At 39.0% G+C, this 24,745-nt stretch carries 26 protein-coding genes; 11 read left to right on the top strand and 15 right to left on the bottom strand.

Features of this window, described 5'->3' with window-relative positions; all coding sequences use genetic code 11:
* Positions 1 to 378 precede the first annotated feature (378 nt).
* The 3 genes from JK629_RS00845 (at position 379) to JK629_RS00855 (ending at position 3,129) form a co-directional block, all read left to right on the top strand.
* Positions 379 to 759, top strand: coding sequence for a hypothetical protein (locus tag JK629_RS00845; protein WP_202336762.1), 381 nt, complete (start codon positions 379 to 381; stop codon positions 757 to 759).
* A gap of 121 nt (positions 760 to 880) precedes the next feature.
* Positions 881 to 2,725: a PLP-dependent aminotransferase family protein gene (locus tag JK629_RS00850; protein ID WP_202336763.1), complete on the top strand. Its 1,845-nt coding sequence runs from the start codon at positions 881 to 883 to the stop codon at positions 2,723 to 2,725.
* A gap of 53 nt (positions 2,726 to 2,778) precedes the next feature.
* A complete protein-coding gene (locus JK629_RS00855) occupies positions 2,779 to 3,129 on the top strand; it encodes a DUF2200 domain-containing protein (protein WP_202336764.1) in 351 nt (116 codons plus the stop codon).
* 93 nt (positions 3,130 to 3,222) lie between these two features.
* Here the strand turns inward: JK629_RS00855 and JK629_RS00860 are convergent, their stop codons facing one another.
* Positions 3,223 to 3,555, bottom strand: coding sequence for a hypothetical protein (locus tag JK629_RS00860; RefSeq protein WP_202336765.1), 333 nt, complete (start codon positions 3,553 to 3,555; stop codon positions 3,223 to 3,225).
* A 126-nt stretch (positions 3,556 to 3,681) separates the two neighbouring features.
* Between JK629_RS00860 and JK629_RS00865 the strand changes: the two genes are divergently transcribed.
* Entirely contained in the window at positions 3,682 to 4,137 is a 456-nt protein-coding gene (locus tag JK629_RS00865; protein WP_202336766.1) for a DUF1801 domain-containing protein, read from the top strand.
* A 92-nt stretch (positions 4,138 to 4,229) separates the two neighbouring features.
* A complete protein-coding gene (locus JK629_RS00870) occupies positions 4,230 to 4,940 on the top strand; it encodes a DUF1853 family protein (protein WP_225626211.1) in 711 nt (236 codons plus the stop codon).
* Here the strand turns inward: JK629_RS00870 and JK629_RS00875 are convergent, their stop codons facing one another.
* The 8 genes from JK629_RS00875 to JK629_RS00910 form a co-directional block, all read right to left on the bottom strand.
* Positions 4,941 to 6,332, bottom strand: coding sequence for a M20/M25/M40 family metallo-hydrolase (locus tag JK629_RS00875; protein WP_202336768.1), 1,392 nt, complete (start codon positions 6,330 to 6,332; stop codon positions 4,941 to 4,943).
* A gap of 55 nt (positions 6,333 to 6,387) precedes the next feature.
* Positions 6,388 to 7,266, bottom strand: a complete 879-nt coding sequence (locus JK629_RS00880; protein WP_202336769.1) for a PPK2 family polyphosphate kinase — start codon at positions 7,264 to 7,266, stop codon at positions 6,388 to 6,390.
* Positions 7,267 to 7,275: 9 nt separating this feature from the next.
* Complete coding sequence (locus JK629_RS00885) at positions 7,276 to 8,439, bottom strand: sigma-54-dependent transcriptional regulator (protein WP_202336770.1); 1,164 nt, start codon at positions 8,437 to 8,439, stop codon at positions 7,276 to 7,278.
* Positions 8,439 to 9,356 carry a DUF6268 family outer membrane beta-barrel protein gene (locus tag JK629_RS00890; protein WP_202336771.1) on the bottom strand — a complete coding sequence of 306 codons (918 nt, stop codon included), beginning with the start codon at positions 9,354 to 9,356 and terminating at the stop codon, positions 8,439 to 8,441. The genes JK629_RS00885 and JK629_RS00890 overlap by 1 nt, the downstream gene beginning before the upstream one ends.
* A gap of 57 nt (positions 9,357 to 9,413) precedes the next feature.
* On the bottom strand, positions 9,414 to 10,721 hold the full coding sequence (locus tag JK629_RS00895) for an ABC transporter permease (RefSeq protein WP_202336772.1): 1,308 nt from the start codon (positions 10,719 to 10,721) through the stop codon (positions 9,414 to 9,416).
* Positions 10,722 to 10,727: 6 nt separating this feature from the next.
* Positions 10,728 to 11,654, bottom strand: a complete 927-nt coding sequence (locus tag JK629_RS00900; RefSeq protein ID WP_202336773.1) for an ABC transporter ATP-binding protein — start codon at positions 11,652 to 11,654, stop codon at positions 10,728 to 10,730.
* A gap of 233 nt (positions 11,655 to 11,887) precedes the next feature.
* On the bottom strand, positions 11,888 to 12,988 hold the full coding sequence (dnaJ, locus tag JK629_RS00905; RefSeq protein ID WP_202336774.1) for a molecular chaperone DnaJ: 1,101 nt from the start codon (positions 12,986 to 12,988) through the stop codon (positions 11,888 to 11,890).
* A gap of 31 nt (positions 12,989 to 13,019) precedes the next feature.
* Complete coding sequence (locus tag JK629_RS00910) at positions 13,020 to 13,619, bottom strand: nucleotide exchange factor GrpE (RefSeq protein WP_225626066.1); 600 nt, start codon at positions 13,617 to 13,619, stop codon at positions 13,020 to 13,022.
* Between the two features lie 106 nt (positions 13,620 to 13,725).
* Here JK629_RS00910 and JK629_RS00915 point away from each other — a divergent pair, with 106 nt between their 5' ends.
* On the top strand, positions 13,726 to 14,379 hold the full coding sequence (locus JK629_RS00915) for a YceI family protein (RefSeq protein WP_225626068.1): 654 nt from the start codon (positions 13,726 to 13,728) through the stop codon (positions 14,377 to 14,379).
* A gap of 49 nt (positions 14,380 to 14,428) precedes the next feature.
* On the opposite strand, the gene JK629_RS00920 is transcribed toward JK629_RS00915, so the two are convergent.
* The 3 genes from JK629_RS00920 to JK629_RS00930 form a co-directional block, all read right to left on the bottom strand.
* Complete coding sequence (locus JK629_RS00920) at positions 14,429 to 15,337, bottom strand: TIGR01777 family oxidoreductase (RefSeq protein WP_202336775.1); 909 nt, start codon at positions 15,335 to 15,337, stop codon at positions 14,429 to 14,431.
* Between the two features lie 75 nt (positions 15,338 to 15,412).
* Positions 15,413 to 16,081, bottom strand: a complete 669-nt coding sequence (gene mnmD, locus JK629_RS00925; protein ID WP_202336776.1) for a tRNA (5-methylaminomethyl-2-thiouridine)(34)-methyltransferase MnmD — start codon at positions 16,079 to 16,081, stop codon at positions 15,413 to 15,415.
* 3 nt (positions 16,082 to 16,084) lie between these two features.
* Positions 16,085 to 16,600: a DUF4920 domain-containing protein gene (locus JK629_RS00930; RefSeq protein WP_202336777.1), complete on the bottom strand. Its 516-nt coding sequence runs from the start codon at positions 16,598 to 16,600 to the stop codon at positions 16,085 to 16,087.
* Positions 16,601 to 16,712: 112 nt separating this feature from the next.
* Here JK629_RS00930 and JK629_RS00935 point away from each other — a divergent pair, with 112 nt between their 5' ends.
* On the top strand, positions 16,713 to 17,783 hold the full coding sequence (locus tag JK629_RS00935) for a branched-chain amino acid aminotransferase (protein WP_202336778.1): 1,071 nt from the start codon (positions 16,713 to 16,715) through the stop codon (positions 17,781 to 17,783).
* A gap of 55 nt (positions 17,784 to 17,838) precedes the next feature.
* On the opposite strand, the gene JK629_RS00940 is transcribed toward JK629_RS00935, so the two are convergent.
* Positions 17,839 to 18,225 (bottom strand): pyrophosphohydrolase domain-containing protein, encoded by a 387-nt coding sequence (locus JK629_RS00940; RefSeq protein WP_202336779.1) that lies wholly within the window; start codon positions 18,223 to 18,225, stop codon positions 17,839 to 17,841.
* A 585-nt stretch (positions 18,226 to 18,810) separates the two neighbouring features.
* On the opposite strand from JK629_RS00940, the gene JK629_RS00945 reads away from it, so the two are divergent.
* Positions 18,811 to 19,620, top strand: coding sequence for a hypothetical protein (locus JK629_RS00945; protein ID WP_202336780.1), 810 nt, complete (start codon positions 18,811 to 18,813; stop codon positions 19,618 to 19,620).
* A 78-nt stretch (positions 19,621 to 19,698) separates the two neighbouring features.
* Here the strand turns inward: JK629_RS00945 and JK629_RS00950 are convergent, their stop codons facing one another.
* Positions 19,699 to 21,738 carry a dipeptidyl-peptidase 3 family protein gene (locus tag JK629_RS00950; RefSeq protein ID WP_202336781.1) on the bottom strand — a complete coding sequence of 680 codons (2,040 nt, stop codon included), beginning with the start codon at positions 21,736 to 21,738 and terminating at the stop codon, positions 19,699 to 19,701.
* 147 nt (positions 21,739 to 21,885) lie between these two features.
* On the opposite strand from JK629_RS00950, the gene JK629_RS00955 reads away from it, so the two are divergent.
* Positions 21,886 to 22,941 (top strand): SRPBCC family protein, encoded by a 1,056-nt coding sequence (locus JK629_RS00955; protein ID WP_202336782.1) that lies wholly within the window; start codon positions 21,886 to 21,888, stop codon positions 22,939 to 22,941.
* Positions 22,942 to 23,313: a fluoride efflux transporter CrcB gene (gene crcB / locus JK629_RS00960; RefSeq protein ID WP_202336783.1), complete on the top strand. Its 372-nt coding sequence runs from the start codon at positions 22,942 to 22,944 to the stop codon at positions 23,311 to 23,313.
* Here the strand turns inward: crcB and JK629_RS00965 are convergent.
* Positions 23,310 to 23,915: a DUF1684 domain-containing protein gene (locus tag JK629_RS00965; RefSeq protein WP_202336784.1), complete on the bottom strand. Its 606-nt coding sequence runs from the start codon at positions 23,913 to 23,915 to the stop codon at positions 23,310 to 23,312. The genes crcB and JK629_RS00965 overlap by 4 nt on opposite strands.
* A gap of 74 nt (positions 23,916 to 23,989) precedes the next feature.
* Between JK629_RS00965 and JK629_RS00970 the strand changes: the two genes are divergently transcribed.
* On the top strand, positions 23,990 to 24,619 hold the full coding sequence (locus tag JK629_RS00970; RefSeq protein ID WP_202336785.1) for a hypothetical protein: 630 nt from the start codon (positions 23,990 to 23,992) through the stop codon (positions 24,617 to 24,619).
* Positions 24,620 to 24,745: the final 126 nt, after the last annotated feature.

Genomic DNA, 24,745 nt, shown 5'->3' on the forward strand with positions numbered 1-24,745 from the left:
ACAGGGAAAGGCGCCAAGACGCCATACCGTATGTATGTTCCGCGAACCAACGCGTTCGCTACAAATAAACTGGGGAGAAAAGATTAAACCGTTTGGGTTTCAGTATTTTAAAAATAGGAAGGGAAGGCGAAAAAACAAAATGTTTTTTTGATTTATTGTGAAAATACCCCGCTAGCGCGAACATCCTACTTGTGCCCCCCCTGGCACGCTTTGCAAAAGCGCGCCAGATTAAACGCTTTATAAAAGTGCGCCAGAGTGAGTCTCCCTACTTACCTTCATTAAAGAATAATCCTACCAAATATGCCACACACGTATCAACAATATTCTTTACTTTTAACCCTACTAAAACAACTACAACCAAAACCCTGCGCTAGCTTAATGAAACTGTATAGCCTAACAAAAGTTACCTTCCTTTTTATTGCAATGAGTGCCCTGCTATCCTGCAACAATGACGAAAAAAATAACAACACAGATTCAACCAAAAGCTTACTTGGCGTATGGCAACGCAGCGACTTTAGCGAGGAATATGACTACAAACTGTATTTTAATACGGAAGGCAACGGCTACAGTACCGAATACATAGCCCAGCCGGGCGGCACCGCAATTTCAAACTTCAGGCCCTTTAACTGGAGCAGCAGCGAAACCACCCTTACCCTAGATTATGAGGACGGCGCTACCGATGCCACCCCCTTTACCATAAACGCCGCCGGACAATTGCTGGCTTCGGGTTTAGGCAATGTACCCTTCAATAAGCTATAGTGTTTTCTGCTATACTGGTTTAGCGCTGCTCGTGTGTGCACTCGTCTGTTACAAAACTCTTAAATCATCTTTAAAAAAATCAATTTAATGTAACTTGCCGCCCTATAAAAAAGTGAAAAATATGCAAGACGCCCAAATGCACAATTATATAAAAGACGTATTAAAAAATATGCCTTCAGACTGGCTAAACCTAACTACGCACAGGCTTGATATTTATGATGAAAGCTTGGCAAAAACGCAATTCCTAGATCAGTTTGAAAACTTATACCATGACAATAATGCCGAAACGGCGGCTCTAAAAAAACTGCCCACGGCCTATGATTATATCCGCTTGGGTCACCCGCTTTCCAGTGTTTTGGAATGGGCAATTGCCAAGGCGAACCACCTAAAGCCGGAAAACGTGATCAGTTTTGCTTCCAATACGGTTCCTATTTTGGCAATCCTGCGGAAGAATTTATTGGTGAATAAAAACACCCAAATCCTTTATACCGATACCCTGCCCTCTTTTTTCGATGCTGAAATAATACGAGATGTTTACAATTACGATTTTGAATTGAAACAGATTGATAACGCCTCAAACATCCCTGAATATAACGGTAGTACTGTTCTCATTTCACAAAAAGATGAAATCGGCGCGTTGGATCTCAACCCCAACGTAGATTTTTACATCAACCTGTACGGCTCGCTCGGGAGTATTTTAACGGTTTATGGCGAAAAGAACGAAACCTACGTTTCCGAAATTCAGCACGTACGAAGAAGGGAAACCATTGCCATGACGCCCGCCAATTGTGAAATTGCTCTACAAGCATTAGTAGCAAACACTGCTATTGACCTTCCCACAACCAATGTAGCAGAAGCCAAAAAGAACGTTTTAAAATCTATACAGAAAATCACGGGCTCCCCTACCACTCCACTTGTGGCTTCCAGCGGACTTTCCATTCAGTATGCCATTATGATGGGGCTCATTCACAATGCACAGGAAAACCATAAGGAAAAGGCTATCAAATTTCTTGTACCGCCCAACTGCTATGGCGGCACCAACGACCAAGCAAGACGTGTGGCCGCGTGCCTTAACAATGTTGAAATAGTTGATTTGCCGGTAGATGGTGATAACGATATGGTACAAAGCATTGATACCGTTTTAAATAAAGTAGCTGCCGAAGATGCCGTTGCTTACATCATTGCCGAAATTCCTACAAACCCACGAGTTGAAGTCCCAGATTTGCAGCAATTAAAGGCTGTGTTAAGCAAAGAGCGCAAAACCGAAAATGGCGAAACCGCAATCGACCCCGTATTTATTCTCGATCAAACCTTTTGCCCAAACTATCAGTTTTTGGGTGAAGGGGAAATACTATCCACGGTTCGGGCTATTTCTTATGCGAGTGGCTCCAAATTTCCGAGTGGCGGAAAATGTACCGCAGGCTACGTAGTGGGAAACACCAAGACCCGTGACCTAATGGAAAAAATAGCGTTGCACCTTACCCTTTGTGATAACGAGGCTACCGCACTTCAGTATGAAATATTGGCCGAACAACTGCCGTCTATGAACCAACGTATTATTGATGCTTATAAAAATACCCGTGAATTTGTAAACTTTATAAAAGAAACCCTGCCGGATGCAAAAATCAATTTTGTTTCAGATGAACTGGCAGCGCAAGGCTTTACCCCATCGGTATTTTCACTGGACCTTCCCACAAAAGGAAACACCGATGCTGAAAGAGAAGCCTATAAAAGAGCTCTGAACTTGAAGCTCATCAATTTAATGATTACGGAAATTCCGACAGAGAGTAAGTTTTGTGTGAGCTATGGGCAGTTAAAGGGGTGTTATTGGACTATTCCGGCAACCTCCACGCAGGGCACCACCAAGGAAGGCGACAAGGATTATATTGTACGTGCCTCCCTGTCGGGCGATATGGATCTGGAACGTCATAAAAAAGTGTTTTTAAAATTTGTTGATAATATTTGAGTAAATTAGGGTTTGAAAATGGCATATAAAAGTTTGCCAAAAAATAGCCTTAAATGAAAAACGAAAGAGTCTATAAAATGTCTTTTGCGGGTGTGTACCCACATTACATCACCAAAGCTGAAATAAAAGGCCGCACCAAAGAAGAGGTAGATATCATCATCCGTTGGTTAACGGGTTATACACAAGACCAACTTCAGCAAGTTTTGGACAACAAAACCAATTTTGAGGATTTCTTTGCCCAGGCCCCAGCGCTAAATCCCAACGTTTCCAAAATTACGGGCGTAATCTGCGGCTATCGCGTAGAAGAAATTGAGGAGCCGCTAATGCAAAAAATTCGTTATCTAGATAAGCTTATAGACGAGCTGGCAAAAGGCAAATCGATGGAAAAGATTTTAAGGGAATAGCTTTGCAATTAGCAATTAGCAATTAGCAATTAGCAATTAGCAATTAGCAATTAGCAAATTTCTAAAAATACAACTATCCAACAATCCAAACATCTATTTCCGTTTTCTAAAAATATAACTCATCCACACCGGGTCGTTATCTTCAGAAACTACAGACTGCCTGTCCAAAAACTCCCAGTCGCGGGAATTCATATAATTCAGTAAAGTAGAAGTTTCCTCAATATCCTCTATCTCATCAATAGAAATATTTTGACCTATGAGTGAAGTCTGCTCTTCCACTTTTATACGCTTCACCTTTCCGCGATTGTTTGCTTTTTGGACAACAATTATTTCAAGAAAGTCATATTTCGTTATTTCCTGCGAATACCCTTCTAGTGTAAAAAGTACAAATAAGGCAAGTAGGAACAGTGTTTTAAATAGTTTCATTGTTTTCAAATTTTAAGGGAATGTACAATTATATTTTCGCGCAACAAAAAAGCTACAACGAACACATTCAAAAAACTTCACTAAAATTCCTTTAACTTTGAACTTAAACTATTCAAATTTCAATCTATGCAATCAAAAGCCAGCACGCCCGACCAATATATAGCCGAACTTCCCGAAGACCGAAAGGAAGTAATGCAAAAGCTACGCGATACCGTAAATAAAAACCTTCCCAAAGGTTTTGAGGAAACCATGCAGTATGGCATGTTAGGCTATGTAGTGCCGCATAGCATTTATCCCGATGGCTATCATTGCAATCCGAAAGATGCGCTTCCATTTATGGCTTTGGCATCCCAGAAAAACCACATTGGCTTTTACCATATGGGAATTTATAGCGATCCAGCGTTGATGAAATGGTTTACGGAAGAATACCCCAAACACGCCACGGGTAAACTGGATATGGGCAAAAGTTGTATCCGCTTTAAAAACCCTAAAAAAATCCCTTTTGATTTGTTGGGAGAACTTACCACAAAAGTTTCGGTTGATGAATGGATTGCGAAATATGAAAGCATACTAAAGCGATAACTATTAAAACGACTGATCTTTTACAACTCTTTATTAATACACCTGAACTAAAAATACGTTCAGAGCACTATCCATTTAATCATTTTGAATTTATAGCGGAAGAGGTAAATGGAAACAATTTTGAGTTCCCAAAAAATACGGTACTCGGAATGCAGGCCGAAGCCTGTTTTGAGGCGTATTTAAAGCAATCATTAAACTTTGAATTGCTTGCAGCAAACCTTCAAATTCAAGGTGCAAAGGAAACCTTGGGTGAGTTGGATTATATAGTTAGAAATCTTCAAGCTGAAAAAGTGCTTCACATTGAATTGGCGTGTAAGTTTTATTTGTTCGATGAAAACGCAGGTGAGGTAGCGGAGCAAAAATGGATTGGCCCCAACCGAAAGGATAGTCTCTACGAAAAATTGGAGAAATTAAAACACAAACAGTTTCCGTTGCTACAAACTAGCGAAACCTCCAAAGTACTGGCATCCTTGGGAATTCCAAAACCTACCTCACAGGAATTGTGCTTAAAAGCATTTTTATTTCTTCCGAAGAAATTAGGCGCTGAAGCATTCCCAAAGCATATAAAAGATTGTATCGTGGGCCATTACCTTAAACTAGAAGAATTAGTTGAAGATGTAGCTGCGCACTATGCAATTCCTTCCAAAAAAGAGTGGCTGCTGCCCATAGATTCGATTACTAACTGGTACCATTTTTCAGAAGTAAAAGCATTGGTTGAGGAACAATTAAAAGTGAACAAATCGCCTTTGATCTATAAAAAAACGCCCCATAAAATGGAGCGCTTTTTTGTGGTTTGGTGGTAATTAATTGGTTCCGTATTTATCAAAAAGATAAACTAAACTCGCCATAGTTGCAGCTCCCAATTCCAGCTCACGCTTGTTAACCGCATCAAAAGTATCGTTAGCAGCGTGGTGGTAATCAAAATATCGTTGGCTGTCGGGGCGTAAACCTGCAAGCACATCAATATTTCCTTTCAAAGGACCAATATCTGCCCCTGCGTGTCCCTTTTCAAAGTAGTGAATTAAATACGGTTTAAAGAGCGGTTCCCAAGTTTGTACTTTTTTGAAATTAGCTACATTGCTGTCAAATGAAAATCCACGAGGGGTAAAGCCGCCAGCATCACTTTCCAAAGCAAAACGGTGGGTTTCGTTTTTTCTTTTGGCTTCTTCAGCATATTTATTTCCCCCGCGCAAACCGTTTTCCTCATTCATAAAAAGCACGACGCGAATGGTATGGTTTGGTTTGTAACCAACTTTTTTGAAAAGGCGCAGCACTTCCATACTTTGCACACAACCTGCGCCGTCATCGTGGGCGCCATCGGCAAGATCCCAACTGTCCAAATGGCCACCCACTACCATATATTCATTTGGTTTTGTACTGCCCGTAATTTCACCAATTACGTTATAAGATTGCACGTCGTCAAAGGTTTTGCAATTCTGCTTAAAGTAAAACAAAAGATTGGGCTGCAGTTTCAGCAAACTGCTTAAATATTCCGCGCCATTGGTACTAATTGCCGCAGCAGGAATGCGTTGGTTTACGGGCGTCTCGCCATAACTCATGGCCCCCGTATGAGGATAATCGTCCATTCGCAAGTTCATAGAACGTACAATTACCCCAAGCGCACCATATTTTCCCGCTTCGGCAGCCCCGGCATAGCGCTGATCCACACAGCCTCCATAGGCTTCAAAAGTTTGGATTAAATCTGGCTGCATGGGTCTGTTGTAAAAAACAATTTTACCTTCAATTTTTTCTTTTCCCAAAGCTGCCAGCTCGTCTAGGCCTTTTACCTCTATTACTTGGGCTTTTATTCCCAAGTTCGGGGTAGCCACCGATCCGCCCAGTGCACAAATATTGGTTACGGTTTTTTCGCCTGTGGGCGATTCTATATAGGCATACTCTTTAAAACCACGCGTCCACTTTGGAACCATCACAGGCTGTAGCCATACTTTGTCCAGTCCCAGAGCGTTTAATTCTGCCTCAGTATATTTTACAGCACTTTCTGCCTCAAATGATCCGGAAAGTCTGCCACCTATTTCATTGGAAAGATAATCCAGCCAATCATAGGCTTTTCCGTCGGTCAAAGCGGTGGTGTAAAGCTGTTTCAGCATAATCGAATCCTGTACGGCGTTCTGAGAAATGCTCATGAAAGAAGTTAATATCGTAAAAATGAGTGTGGGGAGGAGAGAAATTTTCATTTATAAATTTTTAAAAAAGAAATAAGGTGGAGAGTAAACAAATTAAGGGGCTAAATTAATCATTTTTAAGTCGGTCACGGTATTCGGAAATCTTGGCTTTTATATCGTCGTCCAGTTCCGGTTCCTTAATGTCTTTATATTTTTTAAGTTCTTGCAGCATAATTTCTGCCACAATTACCCGGGAAGTCTCTTTATCGTCCGAAGGAATAATGTACCAGGGGGCGTGTGGTTTTGAGGTACGGTTGATAGCTTCCTCATAGCATTTTCTATAGTCTTCCCACAATTCCCTTTCGTCCAAATCGCCCGGAGAGAACTTCCAGTTTTTTTCTGGTTTGTCCAATCTGCGTAATTGGCGGTTCTTTTGTTCATCTTTTGAAAGGTTCAAAAAGAATTTAAAAATAATAGTCCCGTTTTGGTGAATGGTTTTTTCAAAATCGTTTATCTGCTGGAAACGTTTGTCCCAAAAAGCATCATCTATATCTTCCAAACTATTCACGTTTGGTAAATTTTCACCTAAAATATATTCGGGATGTACCCTTGTGACCAAAACATTTTCATAATGGGTTCTGTTAAAAACACCAAACTTTCCACGTTCGGGAAGTGCTATGTAATGGCGCCAAAGATAATCGTGTCTTTTTTCGAGCACGGTAGGTGTTTTAAAACTGTGCACCACTACCCCACGTGCGTTAAAATCCTTAAAGACTTCACGAATCAAACTGTCCTTCCCGGCCGTGTCCATTCCTTGCAAGCAGACCAGCACTGCATACTTTCCGTGGGCATACAATGTATCTTGAAGTTTCCCCAGTTTTTTTCGGGTATCTTCAAGATGATCTTCCAATTCCTTTTCGGAAGCGTCCAAATCCCAATCGTTCTTAGTACCATCCAGTTTTATTGGCTTGGTTACTTTAAAGTCTTCGATTTTTACTTCTTTCATTTTTATAGATTATTTACTTGCAAAGAGTTTTACATCTTCCTCGCTAATCTCCTTTCCGCCAAGAATTATAAGGCGTTCCACAACATTACGAAGTTCGCGGATATTTCCGGTCCAGTCGTATTCCTGCAATAACTTGATGGCTTTTGAAGAAAATTTCTTTTTAGCGGTACCGTGTTCCGTTGAAATCTTTTCAGAAAAATAATCTACCAACAGCGGTATATCATCTCTTCTATCGTTCAACGACGGAACTTTTATTAAAATAACAGCTAAACGATGGTAGAGGTCCTCGCGGAAGTTGCCCTCCTCTATCTCTTTTTTAAGGTTTTTATTGGTTGCGGTAATCACTCGCACATCTACTTTTATATCCCTGTCGCTGCCCACACGTTGCACTTTGTTTTCCTGCAGGGCCCGCAATACTTTTGCTTGCGCGGAAAGGCTCATGTCGCCCACTTCGTCAAGAAAAATGGTGCCTCCATTTGCAGCTTCAAATTTTCCTGCGCGGTCCTTATTTGCTGAAGTAAAGGCTCCTTTTACGTGACCGAAAAGTTCGCTCTCAATCAACTCACTGGGAATGGCAGCGCAGTTTACTTCAATCATCGGGCCACTGCTTCGTTCACTTTTTTGGTGAAGCCAGTGTGCCACTAATTCTTTACCTGTTCCATTTGGTCCCGTTATCAAAACGCGGGCTTCGGTGGGTGCTACTTTCTCTATCATTTCCTTAATCTGAACAATGGCAGACGATTCGCCAACCATTTCATAATTTTTGGACACCTTCTTTTTAAGGCGTGAATTTTCAACCACCAATTCCTTTCTATCTAAAGCAATGCGCACGGTATTGAGCAAACGGTTTAAATCCGGCGGTTTTGAAATATAATCGAAAGCGCCCATCTTCATGGTATTTACAGCGGTTTCAAGATCTCCGTGCCCGGAAATCATGACCATTGGTATTTCGGGTTTTATTTTTTTTACGGCCTCCAAAACCTCAACACCGTCCATTTTTGGCATTTTTATATCGCAAAGTACCAAATCAAAATCTTCCTTTTTGATGGTTTCCATTCCCGCAAGGCCATCTTCGGCCTCAAAAACCTCGTAACCTTGGTTTTCTTCGGAAAGGATTTTTACCAAAACCCTTCTTATTGCTGCTTCGTCTTCTATTATAAGTATTCTCGCCATTAATATTTAAATTTAAATCCTGCCCTAAAATAAGGCGAATTTTCGGTATTGATTTTATAGATTTTATTTCCATCGCCATCTTCCAACCTAAAGTCGTTATAAACGGAATGCGCGGCATAGCCGTAAAAAAGTAGATGATCCGTAAAAAAGTGCTCATAGCCCAAACCAACAAGACCTATTGTCATCTGGATACTTTCGGCTAACTTATTATCAGCGTTTTGATTGGAAATGGGTAAAAAATTCTGCTGTATATTGGAATAAACGTTATCTAAAGTTAGGAATGCTTGGAGCGCATCTTTATGGTTATCATTCAGATAGTGTCGTATATTTGTTTTTGGCACACCCAATGTGTAGGTCCAGTTGGGGTGGAATTCTTTGTAATAATTTAAAATGGGCAATGGGTACCACCTACCGGGTGTAGTTGAATAGGTAAGACCTGCAATAAAACGATAAGGTTTTTTGCCTTCTTCAGGATTTTTCTTTTTATCCTTTATGGCGTAAGCTCCCACTTCATAAATAAAGTCATCGCTTACCAAACTGCCTTCAAAGTCACTTTGTATTTTAACGCCTCCCTTGACCCCAAAGCGCCAATCATCGTTTTGTTTCCAAACATAACCTAGATAGGCATCCATTTGTTGGGTGGAGGTCACTAAATTATTATTAAAAGCAAATACATCTTCCGTATCTTCAATATTAACATCTACATACCTATATTCCAGACCCACAACAAATATTTTTTTTCTTTCTTTATCCAAAGGAATTGGTACTTGCACCAAAGCGCGATAGCGATTGATGGAGTTGTCTGATTTTGAAAAAGGTAATGCTAAATATTCTACTCTGGCCAAATCTGTAGTTTGAGCCGTCATTGCACAAGCAAATAGCAATAGCAATGAGGTTACAACATTGTTTCTTTTCATAATTTTTCTTTTTTTTTAGAGTTACCGAATTCATAGCACTATCCGGCGTAAAACTTATTAATATTTGAGCCACTTAAAAATTTCTTTGTAAGTGGGCTTTTTTCCATACATTAAGATACCAACCCGATAGATTTTGGCGGCAAACCAAACCATTGCAATAAAAGTTCCAAATAGAATGACTACCGAAATAATTTGTTGCCAAAGCGGAACGCCAAATGGAATTCGCATCAACATAACCACCGGAGAAGTAAAGGGGATGTATGAAAACACTTGTGAAACCGTGCCGTGGGGATTATCGATTACCGTAAAAAAACCTACGTACACAGCCAAAATCAATGGCATCAAAATAGGCATCATGAATTGTTGGGTGTCGGTTTCACTATCAACAGCAGCACCCACAGAGGCGTATAATGAAGCATAAAGTAAATATCCGCCAATAAAAAATAGGATAAACATTACTATAAGGTTGGCTATGGGCAGATTGTTAATTTCAATCATAATATCCTGTAAAATTTCCTGCGTGCCCCCATTCACACTATTTTGCAAAACTTGTTGCGAAGGCGTAGCTGCCGCCGGGTCAATTCCAAATATAGAAGTCACCACAGTCATTAGCACCAAAATCAAAACTACCCAAACCACAAATTGCGTGATTCCGGCAAGGGTAGTACCGAAGATTTTTCCCAGCAGCAATAAGCGCGGCTTTACAGAGGAGATTATTACTTCAATTACACGGCTGGTTTTTTCCTCTATTACACTTCGCATTATCATATTTCCATAAATAATGATGAACATAAACAGCAAATAACCCGCGGCGCCACCAAAGATTAATTTCAAACCTGAGCCAAGTTTAGAGGTTTCTTTTCCTTTAAAAGTTTCTTGGTTGGCACTTATGTTTATGTGAAGGTTTTTGATTGTTTCAGACTCGATGCCAGCTTCTTTCAGTTTTAGGGTATTTACTTTGTTTTCTAACAATTCATTGATATCGCCCATTAATGAAAGTGAGGGCGAATCTTCGGAATAGAAGGTTATTTTTTTTGAAAGGTCTTCAAGTTTTTCTATTTTCGGAATATACAGCAGTCCATAAATTTCTTGGGTCTCAGCTTCTTTCTTTGCTTCCTGAATACTGGTTCCTTTTAGTAATTTATACTGTAAATGCGGTGTACTATTGAAGTCATCAATAAATAACCCACTTTCGTCCAAGACCGAAATTTTACGGACCGTGTCGCTATTTAGATTAGACAAATATGCTACCAACGCAAAGATACCCACAAATATTAACGGGCTTAAGAACGTCATAATAATGAACGATTTGTTGCGTACTTTGGTAAGGTATTCCCTTTTTATAATAAGTGGAAGATGGTTCATTGTTGCTTAGCTTTTTTGAATCGTTTCAATAAATATCTCACTTGCCGAAGGCACTACTTCTACAAAATGGGTCAATTGGCCGAGAGAGGTTAAATAATTCACAAAATCATTTGGCGATACCGAATCCGGAACTTTTACTTTGTACTGCAATTCATCGTTAATACTTTTGAAGTTTGCGGGAAAAATTTCAAATTTATCCTTTAACAATGCTGAAGTTGAAGCATGATCTTGCGTTACTAAACCAATTTCAAAGGTGTTGTTTTTATACTGGCGTTTTATATCAATTAATTTACCATCAAGTATTTTGTTTGATTTGTGGATTAATGCAATATGGTCACACATTTCCTCCACCGATTCCATTCTATGGGTTGAAAATATAACGGTAGCCCCATCATCGCGTAGTTTTAAAATTTCATCTTTGATAAGATTAGCATTTATAGGGTCGAAACCGCTGAAAGGCTCATCAAAAATCAATAGTTTGGGTTTATGAAGTACGGTAACCACAAACTGTATTTTTTGAGCCATCCCTTTAGAAAGCTCCTGTATTTTTTTGTCCCACCAATCACCAATTTGCAACCTATCAAACCAATATTTCAATCTTTCCTTTGCTTCCTGTTTTGAAAGACCTTTCAGCTGTGCCAGGTAAAGTGCCTGTTCCCCAACTTTCATTGTTTTATAGAGCCCACGCTCCTCGGGAAGATATCCAATGTATTTTATGTGGTTTGGCTGAAGCGGTTCCCCATCCAAAATTACCGATCCCGTGTCTGGCATCGTAATTTGATTAATAATCCTTATTAAAGTTGTCTTACCAGCTCCATTGGGACCCAATAAGCCAAATATGCTTCCTTTTTCTACCTCGATGGACACTTTATTAAGCGCTTTGTAATCTCCATAGGTTTTGGAAACATTGTTGACCACTAAAAGTTTTTCCATAAAATTTATTTGAAGAATGTAAATATATTGATTTGGCTGCGAAGCTTAGTAATTATTAAGAGTATTTTAAGTGATAGGCTCCAAAAATGGAGTAAGGGAAGGTTGCTAAAACAAAACCCACCCAAAAATAAATTCTTGGGTGGGAAAAAAAATTGCTATGAAAAAGAAAAATTATCACTTCAAAGACGAAGCGACCCTTCAAATATATACAAAAAAATTTATTTAACGTTTATTTAAGAGAACATATCTTTTACTTTCTCAAAAAAGGACTTGTCCTCTTTTTCCGGTTTGGGCTGAAAGTGTTCGTCATTGCTCATTTTCTCGAAAAATTCTCTTTGCTCTTTTGAAAGCGACTTTGGGGTCCACACATTTACATGTACCAGCAAATCTCCCGTACCATAGCCATTAATACTTGGAATTCCTTTATTGCGAAGCCTCAATATTTTTCCGCTCTGCGCACCATTATCAATCTTTATGCGAACCTTTCCGGTGACGGTCTCAATCTCCTTCGAGGTTCCCAAGGCTGCTTCAGAAAAGCTTATGTATAAATCATAGTGTAGGTTATCACCTTCGCGCTGCAATGTATCGTGTGGTTTTTCTTCAATGGCAACCAAAAGATCTCCGGCAATTCCGTTGCCCGGAGCATCATTACCCTTTCCAGATACTTTTAGCTGCATTCCATCTACAACCCCTGCAGGAATTTTAATGGAAACTGTTTCTTCGGTTACCAACATTCCCTCCGCATCTGCATTTGCGGGTTTTGAATCCACGATCTGGCCCAGACCTCCACATGTGCTACATGTAGCTGAAGTTTGCATGCGGCCCAAAATAGTGTTTTGGATTCGAGTTACCTGCCCTTGGCCATTACAGGTAGCACAGGTTTTATAAGTTGTACCTTTTGCAAGTTTTTTGCGTTTTACTTTTATCTTTTTTTCAACCCCATTGGCAATTTCTTCCAAAGTAAGCTGTACACGTATGCGCAAGTTACTTCCCTTAACGGTTCTGCGGCCACCGCCACCAAAGCCTCCGCCAAATGCCCCTCCGAAAATATCGCCAAACTGGCTGAAAATATCTTCCATATTCATGCCGCCGCCGCCAAAACCACCGCCGCCTTCAAAGGCACGATGGCCAAACTGGTCGTAACGCGAACGTTTGTTGGGGTCGCTGAGCACTTCATAAGCTTCGGCAGATTTTTTAAACATAGCCTCTGCTTCGTGGTCGCCCGGATTTTTATCGGGATGGTATTGTAGTGCTTTTTTTCGGTATGCTTTTTTAATTTCAGCAGCCGTAGCACCTTTTGAAATTCCTAAAACTTCGTAATAATCTTCCTTCATATTTATAATCCGAAATAACGGATAGCTTTTTTTATTGTCCTATAACCACTTTTGGAAAGCGGATTATCTTATCGCCCAAGGTATATCCTTTTTCCACTACATCTATAATTTTGCCTTTCAGTTTATCCTCGGGTGCGGGAACTTGGGTAATCGCTTCGTGTGCATCTGCATCAAATGCATCGCCCGGCTTTACATCCATTAAATGGAGGCCTTTAGACTTAAGGGTTTCGCGCAGTTTATTATTTATAAGCTCGACGCCCTTATAGAGGTTGTCGTCATCGCTTTTTTCTATTTCTTTCAAGGCGCGTTCAAAATCGTCCAAAACCGGTAATAAAGAACCAATTACATCGGCCCCTGCGGTTTTAAACATATCAACCCGTTCGCGGGCAGTACGTTTTTTAAAGTTTTCAAACTCAGCAAAAAGGCGCAAATAGCGATCTTTTTCACGCTGAAATTCTTCTTGTAATTCTGAAAGCGCATCGGTTACTTTTTCCTCTGCAATTTCCTGTTCATTTAATTCTTGATCGTCAAAACCCACTTCATCATCGTGGTGGGTTTCTTTCAATTTATCGTTTTTGCCCATAGTAGCGTTTCTTTCAATTTTTTCTGAAGGGAGCAAAAGTACTGCCATTTGTTTTAAAATGTCAAAATGTCACGGTAATTTAATTTAATATTACTTTAAGAAAATTTATTTTGTTTAACCATATTTTTGCAAATCAAAACAAAAACCAAGAAATATGAAATCTACATTTTTAAAAATTACATTAATGGCTTTTATTACAGTGGGATCTATCTCATGTAAAAACAATGAAAAAGAAGCCGAAATGCCAACTGAAGAAGCGGCCGAAGCTACAGAAATGGCTACTGAGTATACTGTTGATACTGCTGCTTCAACAATTATGTGGGAAGGTTCAAAACCCACTGGAAAGCACCATGGATCTATAAAGCTTTCTTCAGGAACAGTTCACCTAAACAACGGAAACGCAGAAGCGGGAGAGTTTGTGATTGACATGAACAGCATTAGCGTTGAGGACTTAGAAGGTGAGGAAAAAGCCAATCTAGAGGCTCACTTAAAAGGGACCGTTGAGGGCAAGGAAGGAGATTTCTTTAATGTAAAGGAATATCCAACTGCAAAATTTGAAATGACTGGCATTGAAAACAATATTGTAAAAGGAAATTTGACCATTAAAGACAAAACAAATGCCATTGAATTTCCTGCAACCGTAACTATGGACGGTGACAAAATGATGCTGAAAAGTGAAACTTTTGTTATAGACCGAACCAAGTGGGATGTTAACTACGGTTCAAAATCTATTTTTCCAAATTTGGGAGATAAATTTATTAGTGATGATATAAATATCACTGTTTCTTTGGTAGCTAACAAGGCCTAATAAAATAAACACTAACAAAAAAGAGAGGCTAAGTTGCCTCTCTTTTTTTTTATAATAAATCCTGCAGTGCATTATCAAGATTGTAATATTTAAAAGGGTAACCCAACTGCTCTATTTTTTTTGAACTTACAAGTTGCCCTTCCAAAACCAAAACAGACATTTCGCCCAAAAATAGCTTAATCGCAAAAGCGGGAATATTTGGAAGCCATAAGGGATTTTCAAGTTTTGATGCAATCATTTTAGTCATTTTTTTATTTTGCACTGGGTTTGGCGCTACGGCATTGTACTTTCCTTCCAACTGGTTTTTTAAGAGAAATAAATAAATTCCGGCAATATCTTCAAGGTGAATCCAAGAAAGCCATTGTTCACCATTTCCCAAGGGAGCCCCTACACCAAATTTAACGGGTTTGACCAATTGGGGAAATGCACCATCATCCTTTGCCAAAACAACACCAGTACGTACTTTGCTTACTTCCATACCCATGTTTTTGAACTGTGCTGCCGCGGCTTCCCAGGCAAGCACCACTTCACCCAAAAAGGTATCATCTACTTCTTCATCTTCTTCGGAATACAATTTTGTTTCAGAATTAGGATAGATACTAATGCCACTTGCAGATATAAAATGTACAATGGTGTGATCTATATTTTGAAGGGTGTCCCTCAATAAATTAATGGGTGCAATTCTACTATCCAAAATTACCTTTTTGTACTTTTTGGTCCATCGCTTAGAGATGGTAGCTCCAGCCAGATTTATGACCGCCGTGACTCCGTCAAAAGCACTTACGTCAATCTTGCCTTTTTTTGGGTTCCAATAAAAGCCTTTGTAGTTTTCGGAGTTTTCAATTTTTTCTTTGCTGGTAGTGAGGTAATTAACTGAAATTCCTTCCCTATGACATTGCCTTACCAGTTCAGTACCAATAAGTCCCGTAGCTCCTGTTATTAATACTTTTTTAATCATATTTTTAAATTTATAGATTCAAAAAGAAATAGCAAAGCGCCTTAACGGAAGATTGGGAATTTTTCAATTTGGATTTCAGGGTTTTGTCCCTCTTAACATCTCTTTTTTTCCGGGAGGACCTGCAAGGCGCTCTACCTTAAAGCCAACAGACTGCATTGCGCGGCGGGCATTTCCATTAGCTGCATAAGTAACCAAAACTCCATTGGACTTTAAGGCGAGAAACATTTTTTTAAAAATAGCTTCCGTCCAGAGTTCGGGTTGGACACGGATGCCGAAAGCATCAAAATAAATGAGGTTGAAACAATTTTCTGAGTGGATTTCTGAAAAGAGCTTCTGTTGTTTTGTGAGTTGAAATGTTTCTGAAATAGTGCTTTTTACTTCCCAAGGGGTTTGGTGCAGCTGCAGAAATTTTTCTTCGCCAGCTTTTAAGAGCGCGGCATAGTTCAAATTTCTAATTTCGTCAATCTTTAATGGATATGCTTCAATACCGGTATAGTTTACCGAAAATGCATTTTGTTCCGTTTCCAGAAAAGTAAGAAAAGCATTTAAGCCTGTTCCGAAACCAATTTCAAGTATCGAGGCTGAATCGGTTTCATTTTCTGAAATCCAATAATAAAGCCCATGCTTAATAAAAACGTGAAGAGCTTCGGCTATTGCACCATGCTTAGAGTGATATTGTTCATCCCACTCTGGGATATGCAGGGTGTAAGAGCCGTCGCCCGTTTTAAATAAAGTTCTTTTCAAAAATTAGTGGTTTTCCGTCTGCGGAATAAGTACACCATGTGCCTCAAAAGCAAGGGTGCGTTTAGGCTCGGTGATAGCTGCAATTTCTTCGGGCGTGGCGCCACCGTCCTCGGCATAATGGCGTTGGTCTTCTACGCTCATCTCTTCGACATATGCCTTTCCTTCTGCTATTATTTCCTTTCCGGCAATATCCTTCGGCATAAAAAAACCGTAGTCCTTAAAACGTACCATTGCTTCATTTTCACCCATATCCACTTTCATCCAGCACCCTTTCTTTTGGCAAACTTCCTTTACATTTGTGGTAAATTTGACATTGATCGTATCACCCGTTTTAAGGTCATTATATTTTTCAATAATTTCAGCCTTTGGCAAAACGTTATCGGCAGTTATTTCATCGCCAAAACTTTGGTAATTAACGGCTATTTCTTGCGATTCGGCAACAGTTTCAGCTTCTTTGTTTTCGTTTTTACAGCTGGCAGCAAAAATAATTAGGGCTAATAGGAAGAGCGTTTTTTTCATTTTAAAATTGTTAATAAATTATTGATTGGTAAGACATTGCAATTTTAATGATTTTTTGAATTTTATATGGCCTAAATTTTACCTATTTTTACAAAATAAATAATTCTTTTTCATGAATTCTTCCACCACTCAAAAAATTAACATACAAAAAGTTTCAACTTCCAGGATAGGAGATGTAGATTTTGACAACCTCAATTTTGGAAGCACTTTTAGCGACCATATGTTTGAATGTGATTATAAGGATGGTGAATGGCAGAATCCTACTATCAAACCTTATGGACCTTTAACTATTTCACCTGCGGCAAAGGTGTTTCATTACGGCCAGGCTGTCTTTGAGGGAATGAAAGCTTTTAAGGATGAAGAGGGTAAAGTATGGCTTTTTAGACCTGAAGAAAATTTTAACAGAATAAACAAATCATCCATAAGAATGGCTATACCAGAGTTTCCAAAAGATATTTTCTTTGAGGCCTTGACAACTTTGGTAAAAATGGACAAGGAATGGGTTAAGCCCGGCCTTGGAAACTCATTGTACATCCGCCCTTTTGTAATGGCAACCCAAGCAGGGGTTTCGGCCTCCCCATCTACAGAATATAAATTTATGATCTTGATGTCACCCGCCCAAGCATATTATACAGGGGATGTTAAGGTTGTAATTGCTGAACATTACAGTCGTTCTGCAAATGGTGGCGTAGGTGCTGCAAAAGCAGCCGGAAATTATGGCGCGCAATTTTTTCCAACAAATTTGGCACGAGAGAAAGGCTTTCAGCAAGTAATCTGGACAGATGCCAGCGACCATAAATATTTAGAAGAAGCGGGAACAATGAATGTCTTTTTTCGTGTGAACGACACCTTACTTACCGCACCAATTAGCGATCGAATTTTGGACGGCGTGACGCGAAAAAGTGTAATAGCCCTTGCAAAAAGAGACAATATTAAAGTTGAAGAAAGACCGGTTTTAGTTTCAGAAATTGTAGAAGCTGCAAAGAATGGAAGCCTTAAGGAAATTTTTGGAGCCGGAACCGCAGCAGTTATAAGCCCTGTAAGCGCCTTTAGCTATAAAGAAACTGTTTATGAACTTGAAAAGCAGGAGCATGGTTTTGCAACACAATTCAAAAAAGAATTAATGGACATACAGTACAACCGAAGTGAAGACCCATTTAATTGGAGATATGAGGTAGTTTAATGGCTGTTTGTAAAAAATTTTTAAAGAATCCAAAACCTTACGTTTTGGATTTTTTTTACTTATCGAGTATGGCTTGGATATTTGGTTTAAAATAATTTGGCCCTTTTAAAACTTTGCCGTCCTCACGATATATTGGTTTACCATCATTTCCAAGCTTGCTCATATTGCTTCGCTGTATTTCATTAAATACCTCTTCAATTTTGTGTTGCATACCGTGTTCGATAATAGTTCCACACAAAATATATAGCATATCGCCCAGCGCATCGGCAACCTCAACCAAATCATTATTATTGGCAGCTTCAAGATATTCCTCATTTTCCTCGCGCATAAGTTCGTATCGCAAAAGATTTTTTTTGATTCCAAGGTTTGCGGTTGGGGCTTCTTTCATTCCCAATCCAAAAGCATTATGAAATTCGGAAACTGCGGCAATTTTATTCTTCATATAATGGTTTTATGGTTGTAAATTTGTATTGTAAAATTACACAATTATGTTTACTACCAGCCAATTGGTTTTTGCTGTTTTATTTTTAGTAGTTTTTGTAATTATAATGGTTTATAGTTACCGTGGTGATAAAAAACTTCACAAAAAACAGTACAAGGGCAGTCTTTGGATTTTAGTCGGGTTCATTGCATTTATCGTTTTTCTTTTGTTGGTAAAAACGTATTTAAAAAATTAAATTTACTTTAGAACTGCTTTTTTTAAACTTTTTAGACTTATTTAATTCTTCCGCCCAAAACATTTGTTGAAAAGCCCTTATGAAAAATACCCTAAAGTAGGTATTTTTTAAAATCCTTCCCTAGCCTAATTTTGTCTCAATCTGTTTTAAGATTTTCTAACTAATCAATATTGAAATTACTTGAATTAGCAATTCATTTTTAAAATAAACCTTTAAGTGTCAGTAAGGAGAGAGTTGGAATATTTTTTTTGAGGAGAAAAAATATTACAAAATCAATACAATGCACTATTGGTTTTTTTTTTATTTTCGTCAGTTGATTTTAAAAAAGTAACCTAAAACCAAATTTAAATATGACCAAATTAAAATTACTTTTTCCGTTTCTATTAACTTTTTCATTATTTTTTATAAGCTGTGAAAAAGAAGAGGATTCCGATCCGGAGCCAGAATCTATTGAGATTAACGAAACCTCTATTATACCTTCTTCTTCTTTTGGAAGACCGAACAATTATTTAGGGTGTATTGAAATTTCCAGCAGAATTACAAATATTCGGGTTTGGGACCATGGAACCGTTGATGGCGATATCGTTTCAATTATTGCCAACGGCAACACCATTATTGATGAACAAACGCTTGATGGCCCTTCCAATCCAATTAGTGTTGATTACGATTTTGGATACAACGGGTTTAACTACATCACGCTTTATGCACACAATTTAGGAAGTATATCGCCCAATACCTGTACAATTTCAATAAATGGTGTTGAATTTGTACTTGAAGCAAACCTGGATGCAAATGGTTCTATCGATGTAATTGTTGGCGGATATGGGGTAGATTGTAGCGACGCCGGTGGCGGCACTGGCGGTGGCGGCGGTGGCGGAACCGGAGGCGGCGGAAGCGGCAAAGGCGATGTCAAGTTTTGGACCAACCAAGACTATGGCTGTGGTCCCATAACAGTAAACCTCAACGGTGTTGGTACGAGTAGTATTACTGGTTATTATTATGCAGGCACACCAGATTGTATTGTTGACGGCTACGGAGGAAATTTTAATGACTTACCGGAAGGCACCTATAGCTACACGGCAAGTTGCCAAGGATATTCGTGGGATGGCAATATAACAATCACTGAAGATTCCTGTTTACGTTTTCAGCTAACGCTTTAAGTGTTTTTTTGAATTGCTCAAAAACAAAAAAGCTCTTCGCAATCGCGAAGAGCTTTTTTATTACATTAAAATATCCAATTAATTTACTGGTGGCAAATTGCTGTAATTCTTAGAATAGAAGAACATTTGATCGGCAAAAGTTTCTGGCTGTTCTATAGTGAAACTTTCTATTTCACCACTATCGTTCATTTTCGGAACAAGCACAGGATTTACAAAACCGCTATATGGTGCAGAAGTAAACTGTTTGTTGCGCTCCAAAATTTCCTTGTGAAGGGTTTGATCTACTTTAACACCGTAGGTTTCAACTAAATTTTCTACCGCAGCGTAATCACCTTCGCTTTTAATTCGCTGTGTTTCACGAAGCAATTCACCGAATAAGTCGTGAAGTTTATCATAGTCATTAATGTTGTAATAAGTTTTTCCGTCGCGGGTAATTTTTTCAATTACGTTATCGGCTTTTCCTTTTTCATAAACCCAGGCAGATACCCACTGACGGTTACGCATGTGTGCTTCTTCCACATCATCGCCTAAATTTAAACGAATCAACTGCGTCATCAAACCGTTGCGAATGTATCCGTCATAAGCAGCCATTCCTACTTTTTTCCAATCATCAACCAAACCGAGCTCTTGTAACTTTGGGTTGTACAAATAATAAAGACCCACCAAATCTGCACGGCCTTCTTCTAAAGTAGAAGCATAGTTTTTTAATGTTTCCTTGGTTTCGCCAACGCCAGGATTTAATTGCCCTGAAGCGTGGCCTATTACCTCGTGAAGTGCTGTATGAAGTTTATCGGCTTGCTGCCCGTATTTTTCTTCCAGTTCAAGTTCTTCTTCGTCATTAACAAACTCTTTCAATCTGCCTGTGCTTCCTGCATTGTTGTAGGCTTCAATAATATTTCCGAGGGAAACGGACTTACTGCCCACTTCGGCACGGATCCAGTTTGCGTTTGGAAGGTTTACCCCAATTGGTGTACTCGGGGAAGCATCACCGGCTTCACCCGCAACGTTCACTACTTTATAGGTTACGCCTACCACATTTTTCTTTTTGTGCTCGTCCATCAATGGGGAATTATCTTCAAACCACTGTGCGTTTTCAGAAAGTACTGCCATTTTTTCAGACATATCAAAATCCTTTATTTGAACGATGGTTTCATAGGAACCTCTATACCCTAACGGATCGTTATAAACTTCAATAAAACTGTTTATGTAGTCTATGTTTCCTTCGGTGGCGGCGGTCCACGCTACATTGTAGTCATCCCATGTTTGAAGGTCTCCCGTTTTGTAATATTCAATTAAAAGACCAATGGCATCGCCCTGGGCTTTGTTTTCGGCAACTCCCTGTGCTTTTTCAAGCCAGCCAATAATTTTGTCTATCGCTGGGCCGTAAAGTCCGCCAGATTTGTACACCAATTCCTTAAGCTCTCCATTTTCCTTCACCAATTTTGAATTTAATCCAAATGAAAGCGGCTTTTCGGGATTGGGAGATTTCTTTTTTGCATAAAAACTTTCAACATCTTTATTGGTCACGTTTGGACCATAAAAGTTAACCGCACTTTGGGCTACGTTATCTACACCCTTTGCCTGGTTTACTTTTTTGGAATCTTTATCGTTAAAGATTACTTCAAAAGCTTCGCCTTCCAAAGTAGTATTGGTATCTGTTAAAAGTTGCTTTAAATATTCCGAAGAAAATTCAGGCTTCAGTTTATCGTTGGAATAATGGTGGTGTATACCATTACTGAACCAAACTCTTTTCAAGTAAGTTTCAAAATTTTTCCAGTCTTCGGTGTTTTTATCGCCTTTATAGTTTTCATACACATTTTCCAACGCTTTTCTAATGGTAAGGTTGTGGCGGTAGTTTTGGTCCCACATAATATCGCGTCCTTCCAAACCTGCTTGGGTAAGATAATACACAAGTTTTTGTTCTTTTAGGGTAAGTTTGTCCCACCCGGGAATTTGGTAACGCAATACTTTTACATCGCCAAAAGTTTCCACATTATAATCAAACGCCGTGGATTCTGTTTTTTCCACTTGGGCTACATCCTTTTCCGTTTTATTGTCATTACAGGAAAAAAATAGCAACCCACTCATTGCCAGTGCAATAAAAAAGGTTTTCTTCATTTTAAAATATTTTAGATTTCCGCAAATGTACTAAAATAATGTTGGTGATAGATAGATGTCAAAATTTGAAAAACCGAAACATTTCAATTTTAAAGGCATCAATGAAATTTCACTATCTTAGCAACACCAATCAACACCCCCGACCAAATGAAAATTTTAAAGTACTTATTTTTTCTCCTTCTCATCATTATTATTGGCAGTGCTATTTATTTTGGAACCAAAGATGGAACTTATGATATTCAGGATACAATGGTAATTAACGCACCGCCAGAGGTGGTTTTCAATAAAGTGAACGATTACAAAAGTTGGGAAGAATGGGGACCTTGGAAAAAAGAGGATTCCACAATTACATTTACATATGCCGAAAAGACTGTTGGTGAAGGTGCATCTTATTCTTGGGATGGCGAAATGAGTGGCTCCATGACCACTACGAAAGTAATTCCGAATAAAGAAATAGAGCAGGATTTGACACTAAATACTCCCGGCGGCGAAAGAAACCCGAAGGTTTATTGGACGTTTGAGGAAGTGGAAGGCGGAACCAAGGTTACCTGGGGAATGAAGGGAGAGCACACATTAATTGACAAAGCCTATTATTCATTGAGCGGAATGGACTTTGATGCCGAAATGCACAAAATGAACGAAGCAGGACTTGAAGGAATTGCTGAAGAAGTAGCTGAGGACATGAAACAATATTCCATAAATGTTGATGGCGTTACCCAGTACGGCGGCGGGTATTATATGTACACAACATCAGTTTCTAAAATGAGCGAGCTTGGTGAAAAAATGGCACCTATGATGGGAGAAGTAATGAATTTCATCACCAAGAACAACTTGAACATGGCCGGAATGCCTTTCACAATTTATAATGAAGTAGACAACGCAAACGGCACGGTAATATTTTCAACTGGTATACCAGTGAAAGAACAGGTTATAACTCCAGAAGGCAGCCCCGTAGTTTGTGGTTTTATGAATCCAGTTAAAGCAGTAAAAATTTCATTAAAAGGAAATTACACACATCTACCGGAAGCCTACACAAAAGGAAGACAGTATATTGATAAAAACGGACACCAGATAGACCCAGACAGAAAAATGTTTGAAGTTTACGTTACCGACCCTGAAGAAACGCCTAATCCCGCAGATTGGCTTACCGAAATTTACATTCCTATAATTACTGAAGCCGAACCCGTTCAAGATGGTATTTAAATGAAGCACTTGGCATTGGTTTTTATAGGTGGCGGATTGGGGAGCACACTTCGGTATGCGTTTTCAAAATGGCTGAATAGTTATGAAACAGGAATACCCTATGGAACTTTTGCAGCAAATATTTTAGGAAGTTTATTAATTGGAATTATTCTCGGCCTTGCATTAAAAAATGAAACCCTTTCCCAAAGCACAGTTTTATTTTTGGCCACGGGTTTTTGTGGCGGATTTACCACTTTTTCCACATTTGCTTATGAAAACCACGTTTTTTTAAAAAACGGTGATTTTATGTCTTTCGCCCTATATACCCTTGCCAGCTTGGTGATTGGTTTTGCAATGGTTTTCTTCGGAATGTGGTTGGTGAAGTATTTTTAGTGCTTGCCAAAGTCCTTTACCCCAGCTTCAATTCTGATTAATAAATCGTTCTCTTTTGGCGGAATGGGGCACGAAAAACGCGCACTGTAAGCACAGTAAGGATTGTACGCTTTATTGAAATCTATAATTATGGTATCGCCCTCGGGAATGCGCTGGTCCAGAAATCTCCCGCCTCCGTAAGAGCCATCGCCACTGGTTAAGTCGGTAAATGGGAGAAAAAGATAATCTTCATAGCCCGGTTCACTATAGGGCTGGGTACTTTTGAAGAGGTTCAACACAAAATCCTTTCCATCTATTGAAAAATGCGCTTCACCGTATTTTACATACTCAGGTGTTCGGGCAGTAGTTGTGGGCATCAAGAAAGGTTTTTCATCTGGAGTACGGACAAATTTTGCTTCAACAATAAACTTTGGATCAATTGGATAAAACTCCAATCCCTTAAAATTTTTAAAATCCTTCGGTTCCAAAATTGTGGTTTCGGGATTGCTGAATTCTTTGTTCAGTTCAATCTGCGCAGCCTTGCTTTCAGAAATAATGGCCTCTTCCTGCGCAGAAATGATTGTGCAGAACAGTAAAAAAATCACTTTAAGTAAATTCTTCATAATTTGTTTTCAGTAAAAGTAGAAAAGAATTTCAAACTTCATATTAATTTTTATTTTTGGCAAAAAAACACTTTATGATTAAAACTCTCCTCACTTCACTATTACTCTGTATCAGTTCGCAATTTCTAGTGGCACAGCATATTGATATTGACAAAAAGGCACTTTCATTTTTAGCTTCACAAGAAAAGGTGAATGTGGTTTTTACCTTCGACAGCTTAACTTTTGACGGAAAAAACATTCCCGAAGCAAAATTTCTTCAAATGCGATACGTGGAGGTTTCGGAATGGAAAGACAAAGAGGCCGCAAAAGAATGGCTGGAGCTATATGATGAACACAAAAACCAAAAGTGGCAAGAATTATTTTTAGCCACGCTTAACGAAAAAACAGCAGAGTATAAAAACGCTCCAGTATTCAATAAAAATGATAGTAGCGCAAAATACACTATGAAGGTAAACAGTGATTGGATGTATTTTGGATATAATGTAATTATTGGAAAGGAACCTTCCAAAGTATCGATGACCTTTGATTTTTATGAAACCAAAAATCCTTCTATTGTTTTGTTCAGCACAGAAATCAGCCGGGCAATGGGAGTAAATAATGAAAGCTATAACCTACGGGATTGGCCCAGTTTTAGAAGAATGGGCAAAGCTTACATAAGAGCGGGCTATAAACTCGGACAGGCATTTAAACGTGTTTTAAATTAACTTTTTGCTTGCCGAAAAATAATTTTTACTACATTTGAAAATCAATTTCACTAAAAAATGAAAAGTAACACATACACCTGCCGCAGAAACCAGGTCATTTCAAACCAGAAGTGCCGGCGATGTATG

The sequence above is a fragment of the Aequorivita iocasae genome (assembly GCF_016757735.1).
GTDB lineage: Bacteria > Bacteroidota > Bacteroidia > Flavobacteriales > Flavobacteriaceae > Aequorivita > Aequorivita iocasae.